Annotated in this window: 18 protein-coding genes; 8 read left to right on the forward strand and 10 right to left on the reverse strand. The window is 43.3% G+C overall.

Features of this window, described 5'->3' with window-relative positions:
* Positions 1 to 163: 163 nt before the first annotated feature.
* Positions 164 to 943 (reverse strand): TOBE domain-containing protein, encoded by a 780-nt coding sequence (locus QZ106_RS04235; RefSeq protein ID WP_295974668.1) that lies wholly within the window; start codon positions 941 to 943, stop codon positions 164 to 166.
* A gap of 205 nt (positions 944 to 1148) precedes the next feature.
* Between QZ106_RS04235 and modA the strand changes: the two genes are divergently transcribed.
* The 3 genes from modA (at position 1149) to modC (ending at position 3757) form a co-directional block, all read left to right on the forward strand.
* On the forward strand, positions 1149 to 1913 hold the full coding sequence (gene modA / locus QZ106_RS04240) for a molybdate ABC transporter substrate-binding protein (protein WP_295974672.1): 765 nt from the start codon (positions 1149 to 1151) through the stop codon (positions 1911 to 1913).
* Between the two features lie 67 nt (positions 1914 to 1980).
* The gene (gene modB, locus QZ106_RS04245; RefSeq protein ID WP_295974675.1) at positions 1981 to 2709 is read left to right on the forward strand and encodes a molybdate ABC transporter permease subunit; all 729 of its coding nucleotides are present in this window, start codon (positions 1981 to 1983) and stop codon (positions 2707 to 2709) included.
* Positions 2696 to 3757 carry a molybdenum ABC transporter ATP-binding protein ModC gene (gene modC, locus QZ106_RS04250; protein ID WP_295974678.1) on the forward strand — a complete coding sequence of 354 codons (1062 nt, stop codon included), beginning with the start codon at positions 2696 to 2698 and terminating at the stop codon, positions 3755 to 3757. The genes modB and modC overlap by 14 nt, the downstream gene beginning before the upstream one ends.
* Before the next feature lie 544 nt (positions 3758 to 4301).
* Here the strand turns inward: modC and QZ106_RS04255 are convergent.
* The 3 genes from QZ106_RS04255 to QZ106_RS04265 all read right to left on the reverse strand — a co-directional run bounded on the left by QZ106_RS04255 (position 4302) and on the right by QZ106_RS04265 (position 5802).
* On the reverse strand, positions 4302 to 4937 hold the full coding sequence (locus QZ106_RS04255; RefSeq protein ID WP_295974681.1) for a DUF421 domain-containing protein: 636 nt from the start codon (positions 4935 to 4937) through the stop codon (positions 4302 to 4304).
* Complete coding sequence (locus QZ106_RS04260; RefSeq protein WP_295974686.1) at positions 4937 to 5392, reverse strand: DUF3290 domain-containing protein; 456 nt, start codon at positions 5390 to 5392, stop codon at positions 4937 to 4939. Before QZ106_RS04260 ends, QZ106_RS04255 begins: the two co-directional genes overlap by 1 nt.
* A 74-nt stretch (positions 5393 to 5466) precedes the next feature.
* Entirely contained in the window at positions 5467 to 5802 is a 336-nt protein-coding gene (locus QZ106_RS04265) for a DUF496 family protein (RefSeq protein ID WP_295974688.1), read from the reverse strand.
* Between the two features lie 198 nt (positions 5803 to 6000).
* Between QZ106_RS04265 and serC the strand changes: the two genes are divergently transcribed.
* From serC to QZ106_RS04290, 5 genes are all read left to right on the forward strand, one after another.
* Positions 6001 to 7083 carry a 3-phosphoserine/phosphohydroxythreonine transaminase gene (gene serC / locus QZ106_RS04270; protein WP_295974689.1) on the forward strand — a complete coding sequence of 361 codons (1083 nt, stop codon included), beginning with the start codon at positions 6001 to 6003 and terminating at the stop codon, positions 7081 to 7083.
* A 79-nt stretch (positions 7084 to 7162) separates the two neighbouring features.
* Complete coding sequence (hisC, locus tag QZ106_RS04275) at positions 7163 to 8260, forward strand: histidinol-phosphate transaminase (protein ID WP_295974691.1); 1098 nt, start codon at positions 7163 to 7165, stop codon at positions 8258 to 8260.
* Positions 8261 to 8270: 10 nt separating this feature from the next.
* The gene (gene aroA / locus QZ106_RS04280; RefSeq protein ID WP_295974698.1) at positions 8271 to 9593 is read left to right on the forward strand and encodes a 3-phosphoshikimate 1-carboxyvinyltransferase; all 1323 of its coding nucleotides are present in this window, start codon (positions 8271 to 8273) and stop codon (positions 9591 to 9593) included.
* Positions 9594 to 9734: 141 nt separating this feature from the next.
* On the forward strand, positions 9735 to 12392 hold the full coding sequence (gyrA, locus tag QZ106_RS04285) for a DNA topoisomerase (ATP-hydrolyzing) subunit A (RefSeq protein ID WP_295974702.1): 2658 nt from the start codon (positions 9735 to 9737) through the stop codon (positions 12390 to 12392).
* 60 nt (positions 12393 to 12452) lie between these two features.
* Positions 12453 to 12803: a SirB2 family protein gene (locus QZ106_RS04290; RefSeq protein WP_295974706.1), complete on the forward strand. Its 351-nt coding sequence runs from the start codon at positions 12453 to 12455 to the stop codon at positions 12801 to 12803.
* A gap of 653 nt (positions 12804 to 13456) precedes the next feature.
* Here the strand turns inward: QZ106_RS04290 and pgi are convergent.
* From pgi to lolD, 6 genes are all read right to left on the reverse strand, one after another.
* Positions 13457 to 15106: a glucose-6-phosphate isomerase gene (gene pgi, locus QZ106_RS04295; RefSeq protein ID WP_295974708.1), complete on the reverse strand. Its 1650-nt coding sequence runs from the start codon at positions 15104 to 15106 to the stop codon at positions 13457 to 13459.
* Positions 15107 to 15122: 16 nt separating this feature from the next.
* A complete protein-coding gene (gene alr, locus QZ106_RS04300) occupies positions 15123 to 16205 on the reverse strand; it encodes an alanine racemase (protein WP_295974711.1) in 1083 nt (360 codons plus the stop codon).
* Between the two features lie 24 nt (positions 16206 to 16229).
* On the reverse strand, positions 16230 to 17636 hold the full coding sequence (locus QZ106_RS04305) for a replicative DNA helicase (RefSeq protein ID WP_295974713.1): 1407 nt from the start codon (positions 17634 to 17636) through the stop codon (positions 16230 to 16232).
* Between the two features lie 144 nt (positions 17637 to 17780).
* Positions 17781 to 18863, reverse strand: a complete 1083-nt coding sequence (aroG, locus tag QZ106_RS04310) for a 3-deoxy-7-phosphoheptulonate synthase AroG (protein ID WP_295974715.1) — start codon at positions 18861 to 18863, stop codon at positions 17781 to 17783.
* Between the two features lie 103 nt (positions 18864 to 18966).
* A complete protein-coding gene (gene lolE, locus QZ106_RS04315; RefSeq protein WP_295974717.1) occupies positions 18967 to 20217 on the reverse strand; it encodes a lipoprotein-releasing ABC transporter permease subunit LolE in 1251 nt (416 codons plus the stop codon).
* Entirely contained in the window at positions 20217 to 20903 is a 687-nt protein-coding gene (gene lolD, locus QZ106_RS04320) for a lipoprotein-releasing ABC transporter ATP-binding protein LolD (RefSeq protein WP_109858776.1), read from the reverse strand. The genes lolE and lolD overlap by 1 nt, the downstream gene beginning before the upstream one ends.
* Positions 20904 to 20913 lie beyond the last annotated feature (10 nt).

The following is a 20913-nucleotide window of genomic DNA, read 5'->3' on the forward strand; positions in this document are numbered from 1 at the left end:
CTTCTCTGATACTCATTTCTCTATTCAAGATAGGTCGGAGAATTTGTAATTTAAATTCTGTTGTGTAGTGTTTACCCATAAAAAATCTGCACCTCAATTGTTGGTTAGTGAGTCCAACTTTTGGGGTGCAGATCAAAATCACCGCACTTTTTGTCTTTAGAGATTAATAAAGCGTCGCAATAATCACTTGTTCCGGATCAACAGAAGCCCAGACGGACTGATTGATTTCCACATGTTGATCTTTTGTGAGCGTTGCACAGAACTCGATGTTTGAGTCTTCTAACACTAAAATCGCTTCACTGGCTTCACCTTTATCAATAATGGATGTGACTGTCGCTTTAAATTGATTTGGCAAATTCTCTTGCGGATTGGCGGCAATTTTGACCCATGGCGCTTTAAACATCACCATGACTTCTTTGTCAGATTCAAGTTTTAAACGCACCGCACTTTTTTCAGTGATAGAGACAGTCAGCGGTTTGTCAAAATCTTCTAAAAGAATGTCAACAAAACAGTGAACATCTTCAAATCTTAATGCTTGTACTTTGCCGAAAAATTGGTTTCTGGCACTGGTTTGTAAGGAAAAACGCGCCATAGCAGAGAGCAAACTGTTTAACGGTACTTTTTCATCATGTAGAATATCAAAGGCTTTTTCTTGGGTTTGTTCTAATAAATCATAGAGTTTTAATAAACGTTGTGCATAAACGGTTAATGCCGTTCCGCCACCGTTTCGCCCACCGATATTACGTTCTAACAACGGTTTCGGGCTAATTTGGTTCATTGCCTCAAGATGATCCCAAGCGCTTTTATAACTGACATTGGCATTTTTAGCCGCTTGATTGATGGAACCGCATTTTTCAATTTCTTGTAATAAACGGATGCGTTTAGGATCGGCGAAAAGGGTCTCTTTCAGTTTGATGGTGAGTAAAATTTCTGTTCCGTTCATTGTGTTCCTCAAAATTGCGCTGACGACTATATGCGGCACATCATACTATATTTCTAAAAGAATAAGAATGTTTAACCCTACCTCCGAAAGGTTAGTTCATATTTTGTTTTTTAAATAATGGGTTATACGCCTTTTATTTCTCTATTTTCGTTGTATAATTTGCGCTATATATAACTTATTAACCAACCAAAACGGAGTTTTTACTATGTTTAAATATTCAAAAATCGCTGCCGGTTTAGCGGCGATTTGTTTAACATTCTCTCTTTCTGCACAGGCGAAAGTGACTGTGTTTGCTGCTGCTTCAATGACCGATTCATTAAAGCAAGTGGCAGAAGACTACAAAAAAGTGAATCCAAAAGAAGAAGTGTTATTTTCTTTTGCTTCCTCTTCAACCTTAGCAAAACAAATTGAAGAAGGTGCGCCAGCGGATTTATTTATTTCAGCCAGCACAAAATGGATGAAATATCTTTCAGAAAAAGGGTTAACCGTTAAAGCAACCGAAAAATTATTAGTGGGTAATGAACTGGTTTTAATCTCACAAAAAGACAGCAAATTACAAAACGTTGATATTGCGAAAGGCGAATGGATCAACCAATTAAAAGATGCTTATTTGTCTGTAGGTGACCCGGCACACGTACCTGCCGGTCAATATGCGGAAGAAGCGTTAACCAAACTAAACTTATGGGATCAAGTCAAAGACAAATTAGCTCGTGCCAAAGACGTGCGTGCGGCATTAGCCTTAGTTGAACGTGGTGAAGCACCTTTAGGTATTGTGTATGCGACCGATGCGAAAGTGAGCAAAGAAGTGAAAGCGATTGGCGTCTTCCCACAAGATTCTTACAAACCGGCGGATTATCCGGTTGCGATCTTAAAAGATCATAACAATGCGGAAACGCAAGCATTCTTGAAATACTTAGAATCGCCCGAAGCGAAAAAAGTATTTGCTGATTACGGTTTCTCTGTAAAATAAGTAAACTGACTTTGACTCATTAAGCGTAGCCATTGTGCTACGCTTTGTTTATATAGGGAATTGAATTTTGCTTACAGAGTTTCTGGTGTTATTAGGCTTGAGCCCATTAGAAATCGATGCCATTCGCCTGAGTTTGGAAGTCTCCGTCAGTGCTATGCTATGGAGTCTGCCTGTTGCCGTTTGGGTGGCATGGCTTTTGGCGCGGAAAGATTTTTATGGCAAATCCATTGTGGGCGGGATTATTCACTTGCCTTTGGTGTTGCCGCCGGTTGTCATTGGTTATCTTTTATTGGTTGCCATGGGACGCAATGGCTTTATCGGCAAGTATTTGTATCAATGGTTCGGATTGACCTTTGGATTTAGCTGGAAAGGGGCAGTGTTAGCTTCTGCCGTAGTAGCATTTCCTTTGGTTGTGCGTGCCATTCGCCTTTCCCTTGAAAGTATCGATTTAAAATTGGAACAGGCCGCCAGAACATTGGGGGCTTCTGCGTGGCGGGTGTTTTTAACCATCACGTTACCGTTATCTTTACCGGGCATTCTCGCGGGAATTGTACTCGGTTTTGCCCGCTCTTTAGGGGAATTCGGCGCCACCATCACCTTTGTGTCCAATATTGCCGGCGAAACCCAAACCATTCCCTTGGCCATGTATTCCTTTATTCAAACACCGGGCGCGGAAGAACAAGCGGCCAGATTATGTGTCTTTGCTGTGATTTTATCGCTGATTTCTTTATTGTTATCGGAATGGTTGGCAAAACGTATGCAAAAAAGATTAGGACAAAGCGATGCTGCACATTGATGTAAAAAAACAGTTAGGTACTTTACCCCTAGAAGCGCATTTAGATATTCCATCGCAAGGCGTCACCGCACTTTTTGGTTTATCCGGTTCGGGGAAGTCTTCCCTCATTAATCTTGTCAGCGGATTGATTAATCCGGATGAAGGCGTGATTTCATTAAATGATCGTGAATTGTTCAATTCGGCACAAAATGTTTGTGTACCGATCAATCAGCGCAATATTGGCTATGTTTTTCAGGATGCCCGTTTATTTCCTCACTATACGGTGAATGGCAATTTGCGTTATGGCATGAAAAATACCAGTAAAGATGAATTTAACTATATTGTTGAGTTGCTAGGTATTGGTCATTTGTTAAAACGCTATCCGATAACCTTATCCGGTGGTGAAAAACAACGGGTTGCCATCGGGCGGGCATTATTGACGGATCCGGAAATTTTATTAATGGATGAACCCCTTTCTGCCTTGGATTTACCGCGCAAACGTGAGCTGATGAATTATCTGGAACGGCTATCGAAAGAAATTAACATTCCGATTTTATATGTGACTCACAGTCTTGATGAATTGTTGCGTTTAGCCGAGCGGGTTGTATTGCTGACTAACGGCAAAGTTGAAGCTTATGATGTGTTGGAAAGTATTTGGGATAGTCCGTTGTTTCTTCCTTGGAAGCAAGAAAACGAACAAAGTGCGGTGCTTTCTTTGCCTGTTTTTATGCATAATCCATCTTATAAAATGACCGCACTTTCGATTGGCGATCAGAATATTTGGATTAATCAAGTTGAGGCGCAGATCAATGAAAAAGTCCGAATTTGCATTCATAGTTCCGATGTGTCGATCAGTTTGAATAAAGTAGAACAATCGAGTATTCGCAATATTTTGTATGGACGGGTTATTAAGATTTTAGAGCTGGAAAATCGAGTAGATTTAAAATTGGATATTGGCGGAAAACATCTTTGGGCAAGTATCAGTAAATGGTCTTTCCATGATTTAGCGTTACAAGTGGGACAGCTGCTTTATGCACAAATTAAAGCGATTTCCGTGATGTCGGCCTAAATCCATAAATAAAAAAAGACCGCAAATCGTAGCGTGCAACTTGTTGCACGAAATTGTGAATACCCGAAAAGAGTAAATAACGTTCCGTGCGTGGTTTAGTCGTGCATCAAGATGCACGCTACGTACGAAATCGTGAATTGCGCATCGGGTTAATCATTCGTGCAACAAGTTGCACGCTACGTACGAAATCGTGAATTGCGCATCGGGTTAATCATTCGTGCAACAAGTTGCACGCTACGTACGAAATCGTGAATTGCGCATCAAGGCTAATAATTCGTGCAACAAGTTGCACGCTACGTACGAAATCGTGAATTGCGTATCGGGTTAATCATTCGTGCAACAAGTTGCACGCTACGTACGAAATTGTGAATTACGCATCGGGTTAATCATTCGTGCAACAAATTACACGCTACGCACTGGGGCAATTGGTTTATGCGTAAATTAAAGCAATTTCTGTGATGTCTGCCTAAATCCATAAATTAAAAAAAGAGACCACACTTTAGCATTCACGCATAAAGTGCGGTCTCTTTAAAATGCGTTTTTGTTATACCTTTTCATACAAATGCGTAATTAACTTACCGTTTAGGTACTCACCGATATAGACTTTATTCAGTTCCAGTTTCTGTTCTTCCAACTGCGCTTTCACCCAGTCTTCATCTTTGTTGATGATGTCTAAAACATCGGAGTCTAATTGCCCATCCACAATAAGCGGATAACGCAAATTTTCATCGCCATATTGAATAATGGAAAGTTGACCATTTTGCTCCAATACAGCACGTTTTACCGAGGCAATTTCGTACACACCGGCCGCTCTTAACTTAAACATTAGATCATTGGCGGAAATGCCATTGCGCATACATTCTGCGGTTTGCACTTTGCCGTTTAAAATCACCCAAACCGGTTTACCGTCGATGATCGACTTCACAAATTGGTTATGATTCTTAATAAACCGCAAGGTGAAAATAAGCAACGTCCAAAGTACCAAGACTAACGAAAATTGCAATACGCCGATGCTATCACTATAAATCACACCACCGATAATACCGCCTAACACATAATTTTGCACTTGATCCATGGCGGACGTCGGCGCCAAATTGCCTTTTCCCATCAAGTTGATTTGCAGCACTAAACCAATAATGCCCATGACTAACTTAATGCCTAACAAGGTATAACCTTCCATTAATTCCCCTCCTTGTCGATAACGTTAATATTTGGTTTCACCAAATGGATCGGTAATAAATTGTAGGCGGTAAAATCATTATTGAAATGCACCTCATAATATTTATCTTGAATATTCAAAATCATCCCATTACTTAAGCTCCGGCTATTGACCCGAATCTCTTCTGCCTCCACCTGTTGTGATTCTTTCACGGAAGTTAAAAATGTTACCATGCGTGACGTATCATTCGCATATACTTGATTTTGCTCGTATTGACTATATTGCACGCCAAACAAGAAAATGATCAAAAGTAAAAAAATGATGCTTAAATCGCGGTATTTTGTTTCTAACTGATGACGTAAATATAAGACAGTGACAAATAATAATGCGCAAAGCGCAATGAAGATGACAACATATTTCAGGTATCCCTGAAAATACATCTGACTTTCGAAATAAAAATAAGAAAAAAAGGACATACATGATTCCAATAAAAAATAAATGGTGAACTAAGTCACCATTTTCTTGAACTTCTTGAACTAAGTCTTAACGGCTATGCTTTTTTAGCCGATTCACACGCAGATTTGGCTTGTATTTTCATTTTACTGCTAATTTCACGACGTTGTTTAGACAATTCTGCATTACGGATAACATAGTCATCCACCCGGTTTTCGTAGTCGTCACGCATATTTTCGATAATGGCGCGAACATCTTCAATTCGCATATCATCACGGATATATTGATTTAAATTATCTAATAGCAACACCCGTTTTTGGTTATCGCGAATTTTACGATTGTTATCGTCCATATCGCGCAATAGTTTATTTTTTAAGCGATACATACGCACATACTCCAAAACATCCTGAAAAGACTTATTGACGTTTTCCATTGATTTGCTCCCTTTATAGTAAAAATGAATTGGCGATAATGTAGCCTTTTTTGTAAATTTCGTCAAAAAATTCCCTGTTTTAAAAGGGGATTATTTTCCCTTTCGATAAATTCAAAAAATTTCCGTAAAAATCATTGATTAGAAAACGGCGAGGTGATAAAACTGAAATCAATTTTTCACTAAATCAGAGGAAATCCCATGGCAAATGTATTTAATTTCAGTGCCGGTCCGGCAATGATGCCTAAAGCAGTTTTAGAACAAGCACAACAAGAATTATTAAATTGGCAAGGCCAAGGCACCTCGGTCATGGAAGTGAGCCACCGCGGCAAATTGTTCATGGAATTAATCGCCCAATCCCAAGCGGATTTTCGCAAACTCTATAACATTCCTGAAAACTACCAAGTGTTATTTCTACAAGGTGGCGCACGCGGTCAATTCGCTGCCATTCCAATGAATTTATTACGCGAAAACGGCAAAGCGTTGTATTTAACCAGTGGTCACTGGTCTGCTACCGCAGCGAAAGAAGCCCGTTCTTTCGGTGAAATTGATGAAATCAACATTTTAGAAGCGGGCGATGAACTCAAAGTCAAATCACTTGATTTCAGCGATATTGCCGAACAATACGATTACGTTCACTACTGCCCGAACGAAACCATCAGTGGCGTGGAAATTTTTGATGTGCCGAACGTCGGCAACGCCGTATTAGTGGGCGACTTCTCCTCGACGATTCTTTCCCGCAAAATAGACATCAGCAAATTTGGCTTAATTTACGCCGGCGCGCAGAAAAACCTTGGCCCGGCAGGGATCACCATTGTTATCGTGCGCGATGATTTAATTGGCAAAGCACGCAAAGCCACACCGTCCATTTGGAACTATGAAACGCAGAAAAACAGCGATTCCATGATCAATACGCCACCAACGTTCGCGTGGTATTTATGTGCCTTAGTGTTCAAACATTTATTGTCTATCGGTGGTTTACCGGAAATCGAACAACGTAATCAGGCAAAAGCCAAATTGTTGTACGATTATTTAGACGGTAGCGATTTCTACCAAAATAACGTGGCAAAAGCCAACCGCTCTTTAATGAATGTCACCTTCACGACCGGTAATGACGAACTGAACGCAAAATTCGTTGCGGAAGCCACCGCAGCAGGATTACAAGCATTAAAAGGCCACAAAGTGTTAGGCGGTATGCGCGCATCCATTTATAACGCCATGCCGATTGAAGGCGTACAAGCATTGATTCAATTCATGCAAAAATTTGCCAAAGAAAACGCATAGCCCTCTTAAAAGTGCGGTCGACATTCATCACAAAAATCCACCGCACTTTTCTTTCCTTTATTCTTACTCGGAGCATCTTATGCAATATCTTGATCGTGCCAATGTGGGCGTAAAAGCACTTTCACCTTACCAAGCCGGCAAGCCTATTGAAGAACTGGAACGCGAATTAGGCATTAAAAATATCATCAAACTCGCTTCCAACGAAAATCCATTCGGCTTACCGCCTAGCGCCAAAAAAGCGATTCAGGCACAATTAGACAATCTTCATCTTTACCCTGATTCCAACGGATTTTATTTCAAACAAGCGGTAGCCAAAAAATTCGGCTTACAGCCTGAACAAATCACGCTTGGTAACGGTTCTAACGATTTAATCGAACTCATTGCACACACTTTTGCCTCCGAGCAAGACGAAGTGATTTATTCCCAATACGGCTTCATTGTTTATCCGTTGATTAGCCAAGCCTTAAATGCCAAACGGGTAGAAATTCCGGCAAAAAATTACGGCAACGATTTGGCGGCTTTTCTAAACGCCATCACGCCAAAAACAAAATTAATTTACATTGCTAACCCAAACAACCCAACGGGCAGTTTTTTAAGTGCGATGGAAATTGCCGACTTTTTAGCCCAAGTGCCACCGCAAGTGATCGTGGCGCTGGACGAAGCCTATGTGGAATTCACCGAGCCGAGCGAACGCGTGGATTCTTTCGGCTTGTTGGCAAAATATCCGAACCTGATCGTGTGCCGCACCCTTTCCAAAGCCTATGGATTAGCCGGTTTACGCATCGGTTATGCCGTTTCCTCGACAGAAATTGCGGGCTTGTTAAATCGCGTACGTCAGCCGTTTAACTGCAACAGTCTTGCCCTTGCCGCAGCCACCGCTGCCATTCAAGACGATGAATTTGTCGCCAAAGTGGCAGAAAATAACCGAATCGGCTTGCAATTATTGCAAAACTTCTTTGATGAAAAAGGCTTGCGTTATGTGCCCTCCAAGGGCAACTTCGTGATGTTGGATTTGCAGCAACCTGCCGCACCGATTTATCAAGCACTGTTACGTAAAGGCGTCATCGTACGTCCACTTGCCGGTTATGGTTTGCCAAACCATTTGCGCATCAGCATCGGCTTGCCGGAAGAAAATCAGCGTTTTTTAACCGCACTTAGCGACATTTTAGGCTTATAACGGACAACTTATGCAACACGCTACTTCTATTACCCTTAACCCGATCCATCATGTGGAAGGCACGATCAACCTGCCAGGCTCAAAAAGTCTGTCCAATCGTGCCCTATTATTGGCTGCGTTAGCACATGGGACAACCAACGTCACTAATTTGCTGGACAGCGACGACATCCGCCATATGCTCAACGCCTTAAAACACCTCGGTGTGCAATATTCGCTGTCTGACGATAAATCCGTCTGCGAAGTGCAAGGCTTAGGCGGTGCCTTTCAATGGCATGACGGTTTGGCATTATTTTTAGGCAATGCCGGCACCGCCATGCGTCCGTTAGCAGCAGCACTTTGTTTGGCGCACGAAGGGGCTTCCGCACAAAATGAAGTGATTTTAACCGGCGAGCCGCGCATGAAAGAGCGCCCGATTCAGCACTTAGTCGACGCGCTGTTACAGGCAGGAGCAGACATTCGTTATTTAGAAAACGAGGGCTATCCGCCAATTGTCATTCGTAACACCGGTTTGCGTGGTGGCACAATTAAAATCGACGGTTCTATTTCATCACAATTTTTGACCGCACTTTTAATGGCTTCCCCCCTTGCCGAAGGCGACAGTGAAATTGAAATTGTCGGCGATTTAGTTTCCAAACCCTACATCGACATCACTCTTAACATGATGAAAATCTTCGGTGTGGAAGTTGAAAACCAAAACTATCAACGCTTTCTCGTGAAAGGCAAACAATCTTACCAATCACCCGGCACCTTTTTGGTGGAAGGCGATGCCTCCTCTGCGTCCTATTTCTTGGCGGCAGGTGCCATTAAGGGCAAAGTGAAAGTCACGGGCATCGGTAAAAACAGCATTCAAGGCGATCGTTTATTTGCCGATGTGTTAGAAAAAATGGGGGCAAAAATCACGTGGGGCGAGGATTTCATTGAAGCGGAACAAGCGCCGTTGCACGGTGTGGATATGGACATGAACCATATTCCCGATGCCGCAATGACTATTGCCACAACTGCGTTGTTTGCAGAAGGGGAAACCGTGATTCGTAATATTTATAACTGGCGGGTAAAAGAAACGGATCGCTTAACCGCCATGGCAACCGAACTACGCAAAGTGGGCGCTAACGTCGAGGAAGGCGAAGATTTTATTCGTATTCACCCCTTAAAATTAACGGATTTTAAGGCCGCAGAAATCGAAACCTATAACGATCACCGCATGGCAATGTGTTTCGCCTTGGTGGCGTTATCCGACACGCCCATCACCATTTTGGATCCGGACTGCACGGCAAAAACATTCCCAACGTTTTTTGAGGAATTTTTAACCATTGCACAGAATTCCCCTCAATAATTCCCATACAAAGCGCCACGAAAATAAAATTAGCGGCGCTTTTCTGTCTTCGTCACAAGATTTAACTTAGAAGAAAACCCTTTCCATGCTATAATCACGCCAATTTTTTCACTATTAAATTTAATGATTAGGAAGTTCTAAATGTCTGATTTCGTCCAAGATATTACGCCGGTCAGTATTGAAGAAGAGCTGAAATCTTCATACCTCGATTACGCCATGTCCGTTATTGTAGGACGTGCCTTGCCTGATGTACGTGACGGCTTAAAACCGGTACACCGCCGCGTGTTATTTGCTATGCACGAAGGGGGCAATGCCTACAATAAACCTTACCGTAAATCTGCCCGTATCGTGGGTGACGTTATCGGTAAATACCACCCACACGGCGATAGCGCGGTATATGATACCTTGGTGCGTATGGCGCAACCTTTCTCCTTGCGTTATATGTTAGTGGACGGTCAAGGTAACTTCGGCTCTGTAGATGGCGATGCGCCGGCAGCGATGCGTTATACGGAAGCCCGTATGACCAAAATCGCCCACGAATTATTGGCAGATCTCGATAAAGAAACCGTTAATTTCGTACCAAACTATGATGGTTCAGAACAAATTCCTGAAGTGTTACCAACCAAAGTCCCAGCCTTATTGGTCAACGGCTCCTCCGGGATTGCTGTGGGGATGGCGACCAATATTCCACCACACAATCTAGGCGAAGTATTAGACGGTTGTTTGGCTTATATCGAAAATAACGACATCACCATTGATGAATTAATGAGTCATATTCCCGGTCCGGATTTCCCCACTGCGGCACTCATTAACGGTCGTAAAGGCATTGAAGAAGCCTATAAGACCGGTCGTGGTAAAATTTATGTCCGTGCCCGTGCGGAAATTGAAACCGATGAAAAAGGCCGTGAAACCATCATCGTTAACGAAATTCCGTATCAAGTTAATAAAGCCAAATTAATCGAAAAAATTGCGGAATTCGTCAAAGAGAAAAAAATTGAAGGCATTAGCGGTTTACGTGATGAATCAGATAAAGACGGTATGCGTATCGTCATTGAAATCAAGCGCGATGCCGTGGGTGAAGTGGTATTAAACAACTTGTATGCCCTCACGCAAATGCAGGTCACTTTCGGGATTAATATCGTGGCATTAGACCACGGTCAGCCGAAACTCTTGAATTTAAAACAACTCATTGAAGCATTCGTGTTACATCGCCGCGAAGTGGTGACCCGCCGTACTATCTTTGAATTACGCAAAGCACGTGAACGCACCCATATTTTGGAAGGTCTTGCCATTGCGTTAGCCAATGTAGACCCAATTATTGAGCTAATTCGTCAAGCACCAAATCCGGAAAGCGCCAAACGTGAATTGCTTGCCCGTCCATGGCAACTTGGTCATGTGGCAGAAATGTTGGCAGCAACCGGTGTCGATGCTGCTCGCCCGGAAGATTTAGACGAACAATACGGTATCCGTGACGGTTTATATTATTTGACCGAAGTCCAAGCCCAAGCCATTTTAGATTTACGTTTACAAAAATTGACCAACTTAGGTCATGACGAAATTCTAGACGAATACAAAAAATTATTGGAAGCCATCGGCGAATTGCTCTATATCCTACGCAGTCCAGAACGCTTAATGGAAGTGATTCGTGAAGAATTGGAACAAATCCGCGAACAATTTAACGATCCGCGCAGAACAGAAATTACCGCCGCTTCCGGTGACATTAATTTAGAAGATTTAATCGCCCAAGAAGATGTGGTGGTGACGCTTTCTCACGAAGGCTATGTGAAATATCAACCCATTAGCGATTACGAAGCACAACGTCGAGGTGGCAAAGGTAAATCGGCAACGAAAATGAAAGAAGAAGATTTCATTGAGAAACTCTTGGTGGCCAATACTCATGACACCATTCTCTGTTTCTCCAGCCGTGGACGCTTATATTGGTTGAAAGTATACCAACTTCCGCAAGCCAGCCGTGGCTCGCGCGGACGACCAATCGTCAATATTTTACCACTCAATGAAAATGAGCGTATTACCGCCATTTTACCGGTGACCGCTTACGAGGAAGATAAATTCGTCGTCATGGCAACCGCCGGCGGTATTGTGAAGAAAATCTCATTAACCGAATTCAGCCGTCCGCGTTCCAGCGGTATCATTGCGTTGAACTTACGCGATGAAGATGAATTGATTGGCGTAGATATTACCGACGGCAACAATGAAATCATGTTGTTCTCTTCCCAAGGTCGCGTAGTACGTTTCAGCGAATCCGCTGTCCGTGCAATGGGGCGTTTGGCAACAGGGGTACGCGGTATCAAACTCGCCTTAACCAATGATCTGAATGACGATGAAAGTGCGGTTGAAATTGAAGATGTTTCTGACGACAACGCAGAAGAAACCTTAGATCTCAACATCGATAAAGTCGTTTCTTTAGTCATTCCGAAAAATGACGGCGAAATTCTCACCGCAACACAGAACGGCTACGGTAAACGGACGAAGTTAGAAGAATATCCGACCAAATCCCGTAATACCAAAGGGGTGATTTCCATTAAGGTCAGTGAACGTAATGGCAAAGTCGTTGCGGCAACCCAAGTGGTTGATACGGACCAAATCATGCTAATCACCGATGCCGGTACCTTGGTTCGTACCCGAGTCAGTGAGGTCAGCATCGTCGGACGTAACACGCAAGGTGTTCGCTTAATCCGCACAAGCGAAAATGAGCACGTTGTGAGCTTAGAGCGTATCTGCGATGTCGATGATGAAGAAGCCGAACAAGAAAGCGCGGTAGAAAATACCGAAGAATAACAACATAAGAGCATTTTAAGGCAGCAGTATTTTATTGCCGCCTTAAATATTGGGGGATAAATGGATATTTATTTAGTTTATTTGCACATTATTTGTGCTTTTTTAAGCTTGGGATTATTGATTGTGCGAGGCGGAATGCAACTCACGCAGCGAAATTGGCGTGCCGTTAAACTCTTGAAAATTCTACCGCACTTAACAGATACGCTCTTAATTCTCAGCGGTATTATCATGTTATTTCAATTCAACTTCGGCTTAGAAAGCTGGATTATGGCTAAAGTTGTATTGCTTTGCGGCTACATTATTTTTTCAGCAAAATTCTTCAGCAAAAAACAATCTCAAAACCGACCGCACTTTTTCTTCTTAGCCCTTGCCGCATTGGTAGCCACCATTTTAATTGGTTATTTTCATTAAAAACAACAAAGTGCGGTGAAATTTTACCGCATTTTTTTTGCCATTCCACATACAGAATCGTAGCGTGCAACTTGTTGCACGACCCAACCACGCACGGAACGTTATTTACCCCTTTCGGGCATTCACGATCTCGTGCAACAAGTTGCACGCTACGCACGAAATCGTGAATTACGCATTGAGGTTTATCATTCGTGCAACAAGTTGTACGCTACGCACAAAATTGTGAATTACGCATTAAGATTTATCATTCGTGGATCAAGATATACGCTACGCACAAAATCGTGAATTACACATCGAGGTTTATCATTCGTGCAACAAGTTGCACGCTACGCACAAAATCGTGAATGACGCATTGAGGTTAATCATTCGTGCAACAAGTTGCACGCTACGCACGAAATCGTGAATTACACATTGAGGTTAATCATTCGTGCAACAAGTTGCACGCTACGCACGACATCGTGAATGACGCATTGAGATTTATCATTCGTGTAACAAGATGCTCGCTACGCACGAAATCGTGATACACATCGAAGTTGATCATTCGTGTTTTGGCTAGCTATAACAACAAAGTGCGGTGAAATTTCATCGCACTTTTTTGTTATTCCACACCTAGTGCCTGCCATTATTCCCATGAAAGGCTCTAAATGGAGAACTTAACGCCACGCTTTGAATTGATTAATCAAGCCGTTGGTTGAACTGTCGTGGCTTTCCACTTTCTCGTTGTTCACCAATTCCGGCAAGATTCGGTTAGCAAGCTGTTTACCTAATTCCACGCCCCATTGGTCAAAGCTGTAAATATTGAACAATACGCCTTGTACGAAAATTTTGTGTTCATACATGGCAATCAACGCCCCTAAACTAAACGGTGTGATTTTTTGTAACAAAATGGAGTTGGTCGGTTTGTTACCGGTGAACACTTTAAATGGCACGATGTCTTTCACCTCTGCTAACGTTTTACCTGCATTCAAGAATTCGGCTTCTACTTGTTCTTTGGTTTTACCGAATGCCAACGCTTCAGTTTGCGCAAAGAAGTTGGAAAGCAATTTGTTGTGATGATCAGACAACGGATTGTGGCTTTGCGCCGGAGCAATGAAATCACAAGGAATTAATGTCGTGCCTTGGTGAATCAATTGATAGAACGCGTGCTGACCGTTCGTGCCCGGTTCGCCCCAAATAATTGGACCGGTTTGATAACCATCGATCACCTTGCCATCACGGCCAACATATTTACCGTTGGATTCCATATTGCCTTGTTGGAAGTAGGCGGCAAAACGGTGTAAATATTGGTCGTACGGTAAAATTGCTTCCGTTTGCGCACCGAGGAAGTTGGTGTTCCACAAGCCCACTAAAGCAAGTGTTGTCGGAATATTTTGTGCTAACGGCGCACTGCGGAAATGTTTATCCATTTCATGGGCACCGCTTAATAACGCTTCAAAGTTTTCAAAGCCGATAGAAAGCGCAATAGACAAACCAATAGCAGACCATAAAGAATAACGACCGCCTACCCAATCCCAGAATTCAAACATATTGTTGGTATCAATGCCGAATTCTGCGACCGCTTTTGCATTGGTCGAAAGCGCGGCAAAGTGTTTTGCCACATGGGCAGGATCTTTTGCTGCGGCAAGGAACCAATCACGAGCAGATAGCGCATTCGTCATGGTTTCTTGGGTAGTGAACGTTTTGGAGGCCACTAAAATTAAGGTGGTTTCCGGATTCACTTTTTTCAACGTTTCCGCGATGTGTGTCCCGTCCACGTTAGAAACAAAATGCATGGTTAAATGATTTTTATACGGACGCAACGCTTCGGTCACCATGTAAGGGCCAAGATCGGAACCGCCGATACCGATATTGATCACATCGGTAATGGCTTTACCGGTATAACCTTTCCATTCACCGGAAATCACGCGTTCACAGAACGATTTCATTTTAGCGAGCACCGCATTCACTTCCGGCATCACATCTTTGCCATCCACCAAAACCGGCGTATTAGAACGGTTACGAAGTGCGGTATGTAATACGGCACGATTTTCCGTACGGTTGATTTTTTCGCCGTTGAACATCGCCTCTTTCGCTTCGCTTAAACCACATTCTTCGGTAAGTTGACGCAATAAACCAAGGGTTTCTTGGGTCAGGTTATTTTTGGAAAAATCGACCAAAATCTCGTTGTTAAAGGTTAAAGAATAGTTGGCGAAACGATCTTTTTCTTGCGCAAATAAATCTTGAATCGTTGTATTCTTACGTTGCGCATGATGTTGGGTTAACGCTTTCCATGCGTTCGTTTGGGTTGGATTGATATTTTGCATAAGTACTCCTTTAAATTTAATCAATGTATTCGGTTAATACACGCGGGGTTAATTTGGTAATTAATTCATAACTGATAACGCCCGTAATTTCTGCGATTTCTTCAATCGGTAATTCTTTGCCCCACAAGATCACTTCATCGCCGACCTTGTCTTGACTGTCTGCGCCAAGATCCACGGTCAGCATATCCATAGACACTTTACCCACAATCGGCACACGGCGACCATTCAGATAAACTGGCGTACCCTGTGGCACATCACGTGGATAACCATCACCATATCCGATAGCTACCACGCCGATTTTCGTATCTTTTTCACTTGTCCAAACACCGCCGTATCCCACCGGTTCGCCTTTTTTATGTTCGCGCACGGCGATTAAAGAGGAGGTTAAATTCATCACCGGCGTTAAACCGTATTCTTTACCCGCGGTATTATTCGGAGAAATGCCGTACATAATAATACCCGGACGAATCCAGTCTAAATGCGCCTCCTGCCAGAATAAAATACCGCCGGAAGCGGAAATACTCCGCTCACCGGCTTTGCCCTCCGTTGCCTGTAAAAAGCGACTTAATTGTTTTTCTGTATAACCGCACTCTAACTCATCAGCACGGCTAAAATGGCTCACAAAGCCAATGTTTGGATCAACGCAGGGGAGAGATTTGAGTTTTTGATAGAAGCTATCCACTTCATCCAAATGCACGCCCAATCGGTGCATTCCCGTATCAATTTTCAACCATACTTTCACCGGATTAGGCGTTTTGGCTTGTTCAAGGGCTTCAAGCTGTTCTTGGCTATGTACGACGGTTTGAATGTTATTAACGGCTAAAATCGGTAGGTCTTTGGAAGAGAAAAACCCTTCTAACAGCAAAATCGGTTTGGTAATGCCGTTGGAGCGTAATTTTAGTGCTTCTTCTAAACGCGCCACGCCAAAGCAATCCACCAGACTTTCGACGGCAGAAGACACAAACACGACGCCGTGTCCGTAGGCATTGGCTTTTACTACCGCAATAATTTTACTGTTTGGGGCTTTTTGTTTAATGGTTTGAATATTGTGTTTTAACGCAACAGAACTGATTTTGGCTGTTGCAGGTTTCATGTGCATTTTTTATCTCTTTTACTCTGTTATCTAATATTCGTCATCATAATGATGATGTTCTGCTAAGTTATCAAAACGGGAAAAATTGCCTTGGAATGCCAACTTCACGCGTCCAATCGGCCCGTTACGCTGTTTACCAATGATAATTTCCGCAATGCCTTTTTCTTCTGACTCGCGGTTATACACTTCGTCGCGATAAATAAACATAATCAAGTCTGCATCCTGCTCAATAGAGCCTGACTCACGCAAGTCAGAGTTGACCGGGCGTTTATCCTGACGGTTTTCCAAGGTACGGTTTAATTGTGACAGGGCGATCACCGGCACTTCCAATTCTTTTGCCAAGGCTTTTAAAGAACGGGAAATTTCCGCAATTTCCAACGTACGATTTTCAGAAAAAGCCGGGGCACGCATTAATTGAAGGTAGTCCACCATGATTAAACTTAAGCCGTTATTTTCACGATAAACCCGTCTCGCACGGGAACGCAGCTCCGTTGGCGTTAAGCCGGAAGAATCGTCAATAAATAAATTCGGCTTTTTAGCCAGCATCCCCATGGTGCTGGAAATTTTTGCCCAATCGTTGTCATCCAAGCCCTGACCGGTACGAATTTTAGTTTGGTCCACACGCGAAAGTGACGCCAAGCTACGCATCATAATTTGCTCCGCCGGCATCTCTAAACTGAACACCAATACCGGTTTATCACTGCCTAATGCGGCATTTTCACATAGGTTCATGGCAAAGGTGGTTTTCCCCATGGAAGGACGCGCCGCCACAATAATCAAGTCGGATTTTTGTAAACCTGCCGTTTTCTTATCTAAATCTTTGAAACCGGTGGAAACGCCGGTGACGCCGGAGTGATCTTTAATTTGACTGAGTTGTTCGATTTTATTGATGGTGTTTTCCAGAATGGAAATGATATTTTGTGGGCCTTCAGTACCGGATGCGCGCTTCTCAGCAATGGCAAAAACTTCTCGCTCCGCCTCATCCAGCAAATGTTTCACATCCTGCCCTTTAGGAGAATAGCTGTTTTGCGCAATTTTGTTCCCGACAGAAATCAACTCGCGCATGATTGCTTTTTCTCGCACCACATTGGCGTAAGCCACCACGTTGGCGGCACTCGGCGTGTTATTGGAAAGCTCCGCCAAATAAGCAAAACCGCCCACCTGTTCGATGACTTCGCGACTTTTTAGCGCCTGTTCTAAGGTAATTAAATCCACCGGTGATTGCTGGGCAATCAGCTTTTCCATTTCCTCGAAAATCAGACGATGTTCAAAGCGGTAAAAATCCTCTTTCACCACATTTTCAGCCACATCATCCCAATACATATTGTTCAGCAAAATACTGCCCAACACAGCTTGTTCAGCTTCGATAGAATGAGGAGGAATGTTCAAATTGGTGGTTTTTTGGTCTTTCGCAGGAGGAGAATTCTTAGACGCCATTATTGCCTCAGTGGATAAAAACAAGTCCCTATATGATATACCAAATCCGGGGTGGGTTTAACTTAAAAGTCAAAAAAGTGCGGCGGAAATTCGCTCTGAAAATCCACCGCACTTTTGTTTGAAATGAACGGATGAAAAGAAAGATCAGCCGTTTAATTTGCGTTTTGCCGCCACCGCATCGGATAACTCTTGCAAGACGTTTTCACTGTCTTCCCAACCGATGCAGCTGTCGGTGATGCTTTGGCCGTAAGTTAAGGGTTTGCCCTCGACCAAATCTTGACGGCCTTCCACCAAATGGCTTTCAATCATCACGCCGAAAATTTTATCGGAACCTGCCGCAATTTGACGAGCCACTTCACGGCTTACATCTAGTTGTTTTCTGAATTGTTTGCAGCTGTTGGCATGGCTGAAATCCACCATCACATGGGCTCTGTAACCTACTTTGGCAAGTTCATCGCACACCTCGGCAACATCTTGTTCGCTGTAATTTGGGCCATTGTCGCCACCACGCAAAATAATGTGGCAGTCTTCGTTACCTTTGGTGGAAACGATAGCAGAATGACCAAACTTCGTGACGGACAAGAAATGGTGTGGCGCTTCTGCTGCCCCAATCGCATCTAACGCAATTTTTACGCCACCGTTGGTCGCATTTTTAAAGCCAACGGCACAAGATAAACCGGAAGCCAATTCACGGTGTACTTGGGATTCGGTGGTTCTTGCCCCAATCGCGCCCCAGCTCATGAAATCCGCTAAATATTGCGGTGTGATCATGTCCAAAAATTCGCCGGCGGTCGGCACGGTTAAATCGTTAATATCAGACAATAATTTACGCGCCATACGCAAACCATCGTTCAAGGCATAGGTATTATTTAAGTATGGGTCGTTAATTAAACCTTTCCAGCCCACAGTGGTACGCGGTTTTTCAAAATACACACGCATAATAATTTGTAAGGTATCTTGGTATTTTTCGCGCATTAATTTAATGCGTTTTGCATATTCTAATGCAGCTTTGGGATCGTGAATGGAACAAGGCCCGATAACTACAAGTAAACGATCATCTTCACCATGAATAATTTTATGCGCTTCGTGACGGGCATTTTCCACGGTTTTCACCGCAACGCTACTTGCCGGATATTTTTCTAGCAAGGCAATCGGGGGTAACACCTGTTCAATCTTACCAATTCGCGTATCGTCGTTTTCAATGGAAATATCGTTTTTTGTGTTCATTGTTCACTCGCTTATCTTCATAAAATTCTAAAATATCCGAAAAAAGTGGTATTACTCTACCACTGCAATTTGTACTAGTAAACTAGTTTATTTAATTTCTTTTTTAATGACCGCTTAATATCTGTGCCGGTTGCAATTTTGCCGCGCGATTTGCCGGATAAAGGCTGGCAAATAAACTGAGAATTAACGCAGAAAACAACACCAACAACACATCCTGCCAATGGAGTTCGGTTGGCAGAAAGTCCACGAAATAAATGCCATCGGACAATAATTTTCTACCGATGACACCTTCTAACCCCTGTATAAGTGCGGTCAAATTTAAGGCCAAAATCACGCCCAACACAATGCCAATCAGACAGCCTTTCATACCCGCTTGCAAGCCATACCAAATAAAAATACGCTTAATAAACCCATTATTCGCACCAAGGGTACGCATGATGGCAATGTCGCCCGCTTTATCTTTCACCGCCATGATGAGCGTGGACACGATATTAAAACACGCCACCCCAATCACCAGCACCATGGCAATATACATCACCGTGCGAATCAGCTGAATATCGCGATACATATAGCCGAATTTACTGATCCAGTTTTGCAGGTAAAGCATCTGCGGATAATCTTGCAACATGGAATAATCAAGGGTTTGAATGTTAAACGGATCCGCGGTTTTCAGTTCTACCCCACTCACCTGTTCCGCTTGATAATCCATCAACTGCTGCGCCTGCGCCAAGGGCATCAAGGCATAGCTATGATCCAACTGGCCGTCTAAACGCAAAATGCCAGTGACTTGGATCCGTTCACGCAACGGCTGGGTTAAATTTTCCGTGCCTTTTTGTTGTGAAATTAACAGGGAAACCCAATCCCCTTCTTGCACATCCAAATCCCGTGCAATACCGGACCCCAGCACCAAACCGCCATTCTGGGCAAAATTTTGCCATCCCTGATTTAACACAAAATGCCCAAGGGAACTCACTTGATCCTGCAATGCCGTTTCCACGCCTTTAATTTGCACTACTTTTAATTTCGCGCCATTTTCCACGAGCGCGGTAAAACTGACAAAAGGGGAAACGCCAATGATTTGCGGATTTTGTTTCAACTTAGCGGCAAGATGTTGCCAATGATCAATCGGTGCGTTGCTTTGCCCGTTTGCAGAGGAAATTTCCGCATGGGGCACGACCGCCAAAATCCGTTGATTGAGCTCGCGTTCAAAGCCGTTCATGGCGCTTAAACCGATAATTAACACCGCCACGCCCAAGGCAATACCCATGCTGGAAAAAAATGAAATCAGCGACACCAAACGGTTTTTATGCTTACTGCGTTGATAGCGCCAACTAATAAAAAATGGCGTATTCATCAGGCATTTTCCTCTCGTAACACGCCGTCTTGCATAATTAAACGGCGATTCAATTTTTCCGCCAAATTCAAGTCATGAGTCACCAATAAAAATGCAATTTGCTTTTCTTGGTTAAGCTGTTGAATCAACTCAAAAATGCTTTCCGTGGTTTTGTGATCCAAATTGCCGGTGGGTTCATCCGCCAGCACCAACGCCGGATTATTCACCAACGCACGGGCAATCGCTACACGTTGGCGTTCTCCACCGGATAACGCAGATGGGCGATGTGAAATTCGGTGTTGTAAACCGACCGCACTTAAGATCTGTTCTGCGCGATCCTGCGCTTCCGTTTTGTTTTGTTGCCCGATAAGCATCGGCATCATCACGTTCTCAAGTGCGGTGAAATCTGCCATCAAATGATGAAACTGATACACAAAGCCTAAATATTGATTGCGCAGCTTAGCCAACGCATTGGGTGTCATTTGTTGCAACGATTGCCCTTTGATAAACACTTCACCGCTGCTCGGTTGATCTAATCCGCCCAAGGTATGTAACAAGGTACTTTTGCCCGAACCGGAACTGCCCACAATCGCGACTAATTCGCTTGGTTGCATAGAAAAAGACACCTGTTTTAGCACTTCCGTTTGTTGTGTGCCTTCTTGATAAAATTTCGTGATATTTTGGCAAGATAATAATGCTGTATTCATTTTTTCATCT

Source organism: uncultured Aggregatibacter sp. (genome assembly GCF_901873365.1).
GTDB lineage: Bacteria > Pseudomonadota > Gammaproteobacteria > Enterobacterales > Pasteurellaceae > Aggregatibacter.

Bases quoted from the DNA above. Each gene is read 5' to 3' on its own strand.
- QZ106_RS04265 (WP_295974688.1), bottom strand. From the start codon at position 5,802: ATGGAAAACGTCAATAAGTCTTTTCAGGATGTTTTGGAGTATGTGCGT.
- serC (WP_295974689.1), top strand. From the start codon at position 6,001: ATGGCAAATGTATTTAATTTCAGTGCCGGTCCGGCAATGATGCCTAAA.
- modA (WP_295974672.1), top strand. From the start codon at position 1,149: ATGTTTAAATATTCAAAAATCGCTGCCGGTTTAGCGGCGATTTGTTTA.
- QZ106_RS04305 (WP_295974713.1), bottom strand. From the start codon at position 17,636: ATGGCGTCTAAGAATTCTCCTCCTGCGAAAGACCAAAAAACCACCAAT.
- aroG (WP_295974715.1), bottom strand. From the start codon at position 18,863: ATGAACACAAAAAACGATATTTCCATTGAAAACGACGATACGCGAATT.
- aroA (WP_295974698.1), top strand. From the start codon at position 8,271: ATGCAACACGCTACTTCTATTACCCTTAACCCGATCCATCATGTGGAA.
- gyrA (WP_295974702.1), top strand. From the start codon at position 9,735: ATGTCTGATTTCGTCCAAGATATTACGCCGGTCAGTATTGAAGAAGAG.
- hisC (WP_295974691.1), top strand. From the start codon at position 7,163: ATGCAATATCTTGATCGTGCCAATGTGGGCGTAAAAGCACTTTCACCT.
- QZ106_RS04235 (WP_295974668.1), bottom strand. From the start codon at position 943: ATGAACGGAACAGAAATTTTACTCACCATCAAACTGAAAGAGACCCTT.
- modC (WP_295974678.1), top strand. From the start codon at position 2,696: ATGCTGCACATTGATGTAAAAAAACAGTTAGGTACTTTACCCCTAGAA.
- lolE (WP_295974717.1), bottom strand. From the start codon at position 20,217: ATGAATACGCCATTTTTTATTAGTTGGCGCTATCAACGCAGTAAGCAT.
- QZ106_RS04260 (WP_295974686.1), bottom strand. From the start codon at position 5,392: ATGTCCTTTTTTTCTTATTTTTATTTCGAAAGTCAGATGTATTTTCAG.
- QZ106_RS04290 (WP_295974706.1), top strand. From the start codon at position 12,453: ATGGATATTTATTTAGTTTATTTGCACATTATTTGTGCTTTTTTAAGC.
- lolD (WP_109858776.1), bottom strand. From the start codon at position 20,903: ATGAATACAGCATTATTATCTTGCCAAAATATCACGAAATTTTATCAA.
- pgi (WP_295974708.1), bottom strand. From the start codon at position 15,106: ATGCAAAATATCAATCCAACCCAAACGAACGCATGGAAAGCGTTAACC.
- QZ106_RS04255 (WP_295974681.1), bottom strand. From the start codon at position 4,937: ATGGAAGGTTATACCTTGTTAGGCATTAAGTTAGTCATGGGCATTATT.
- alr (WP_295974711.1), bottom strand. From the start codon at position 16,205: ATGCACATGAAACCTGCAACAGCCAAAATCAGTTCTGTTGCGTTAAAA.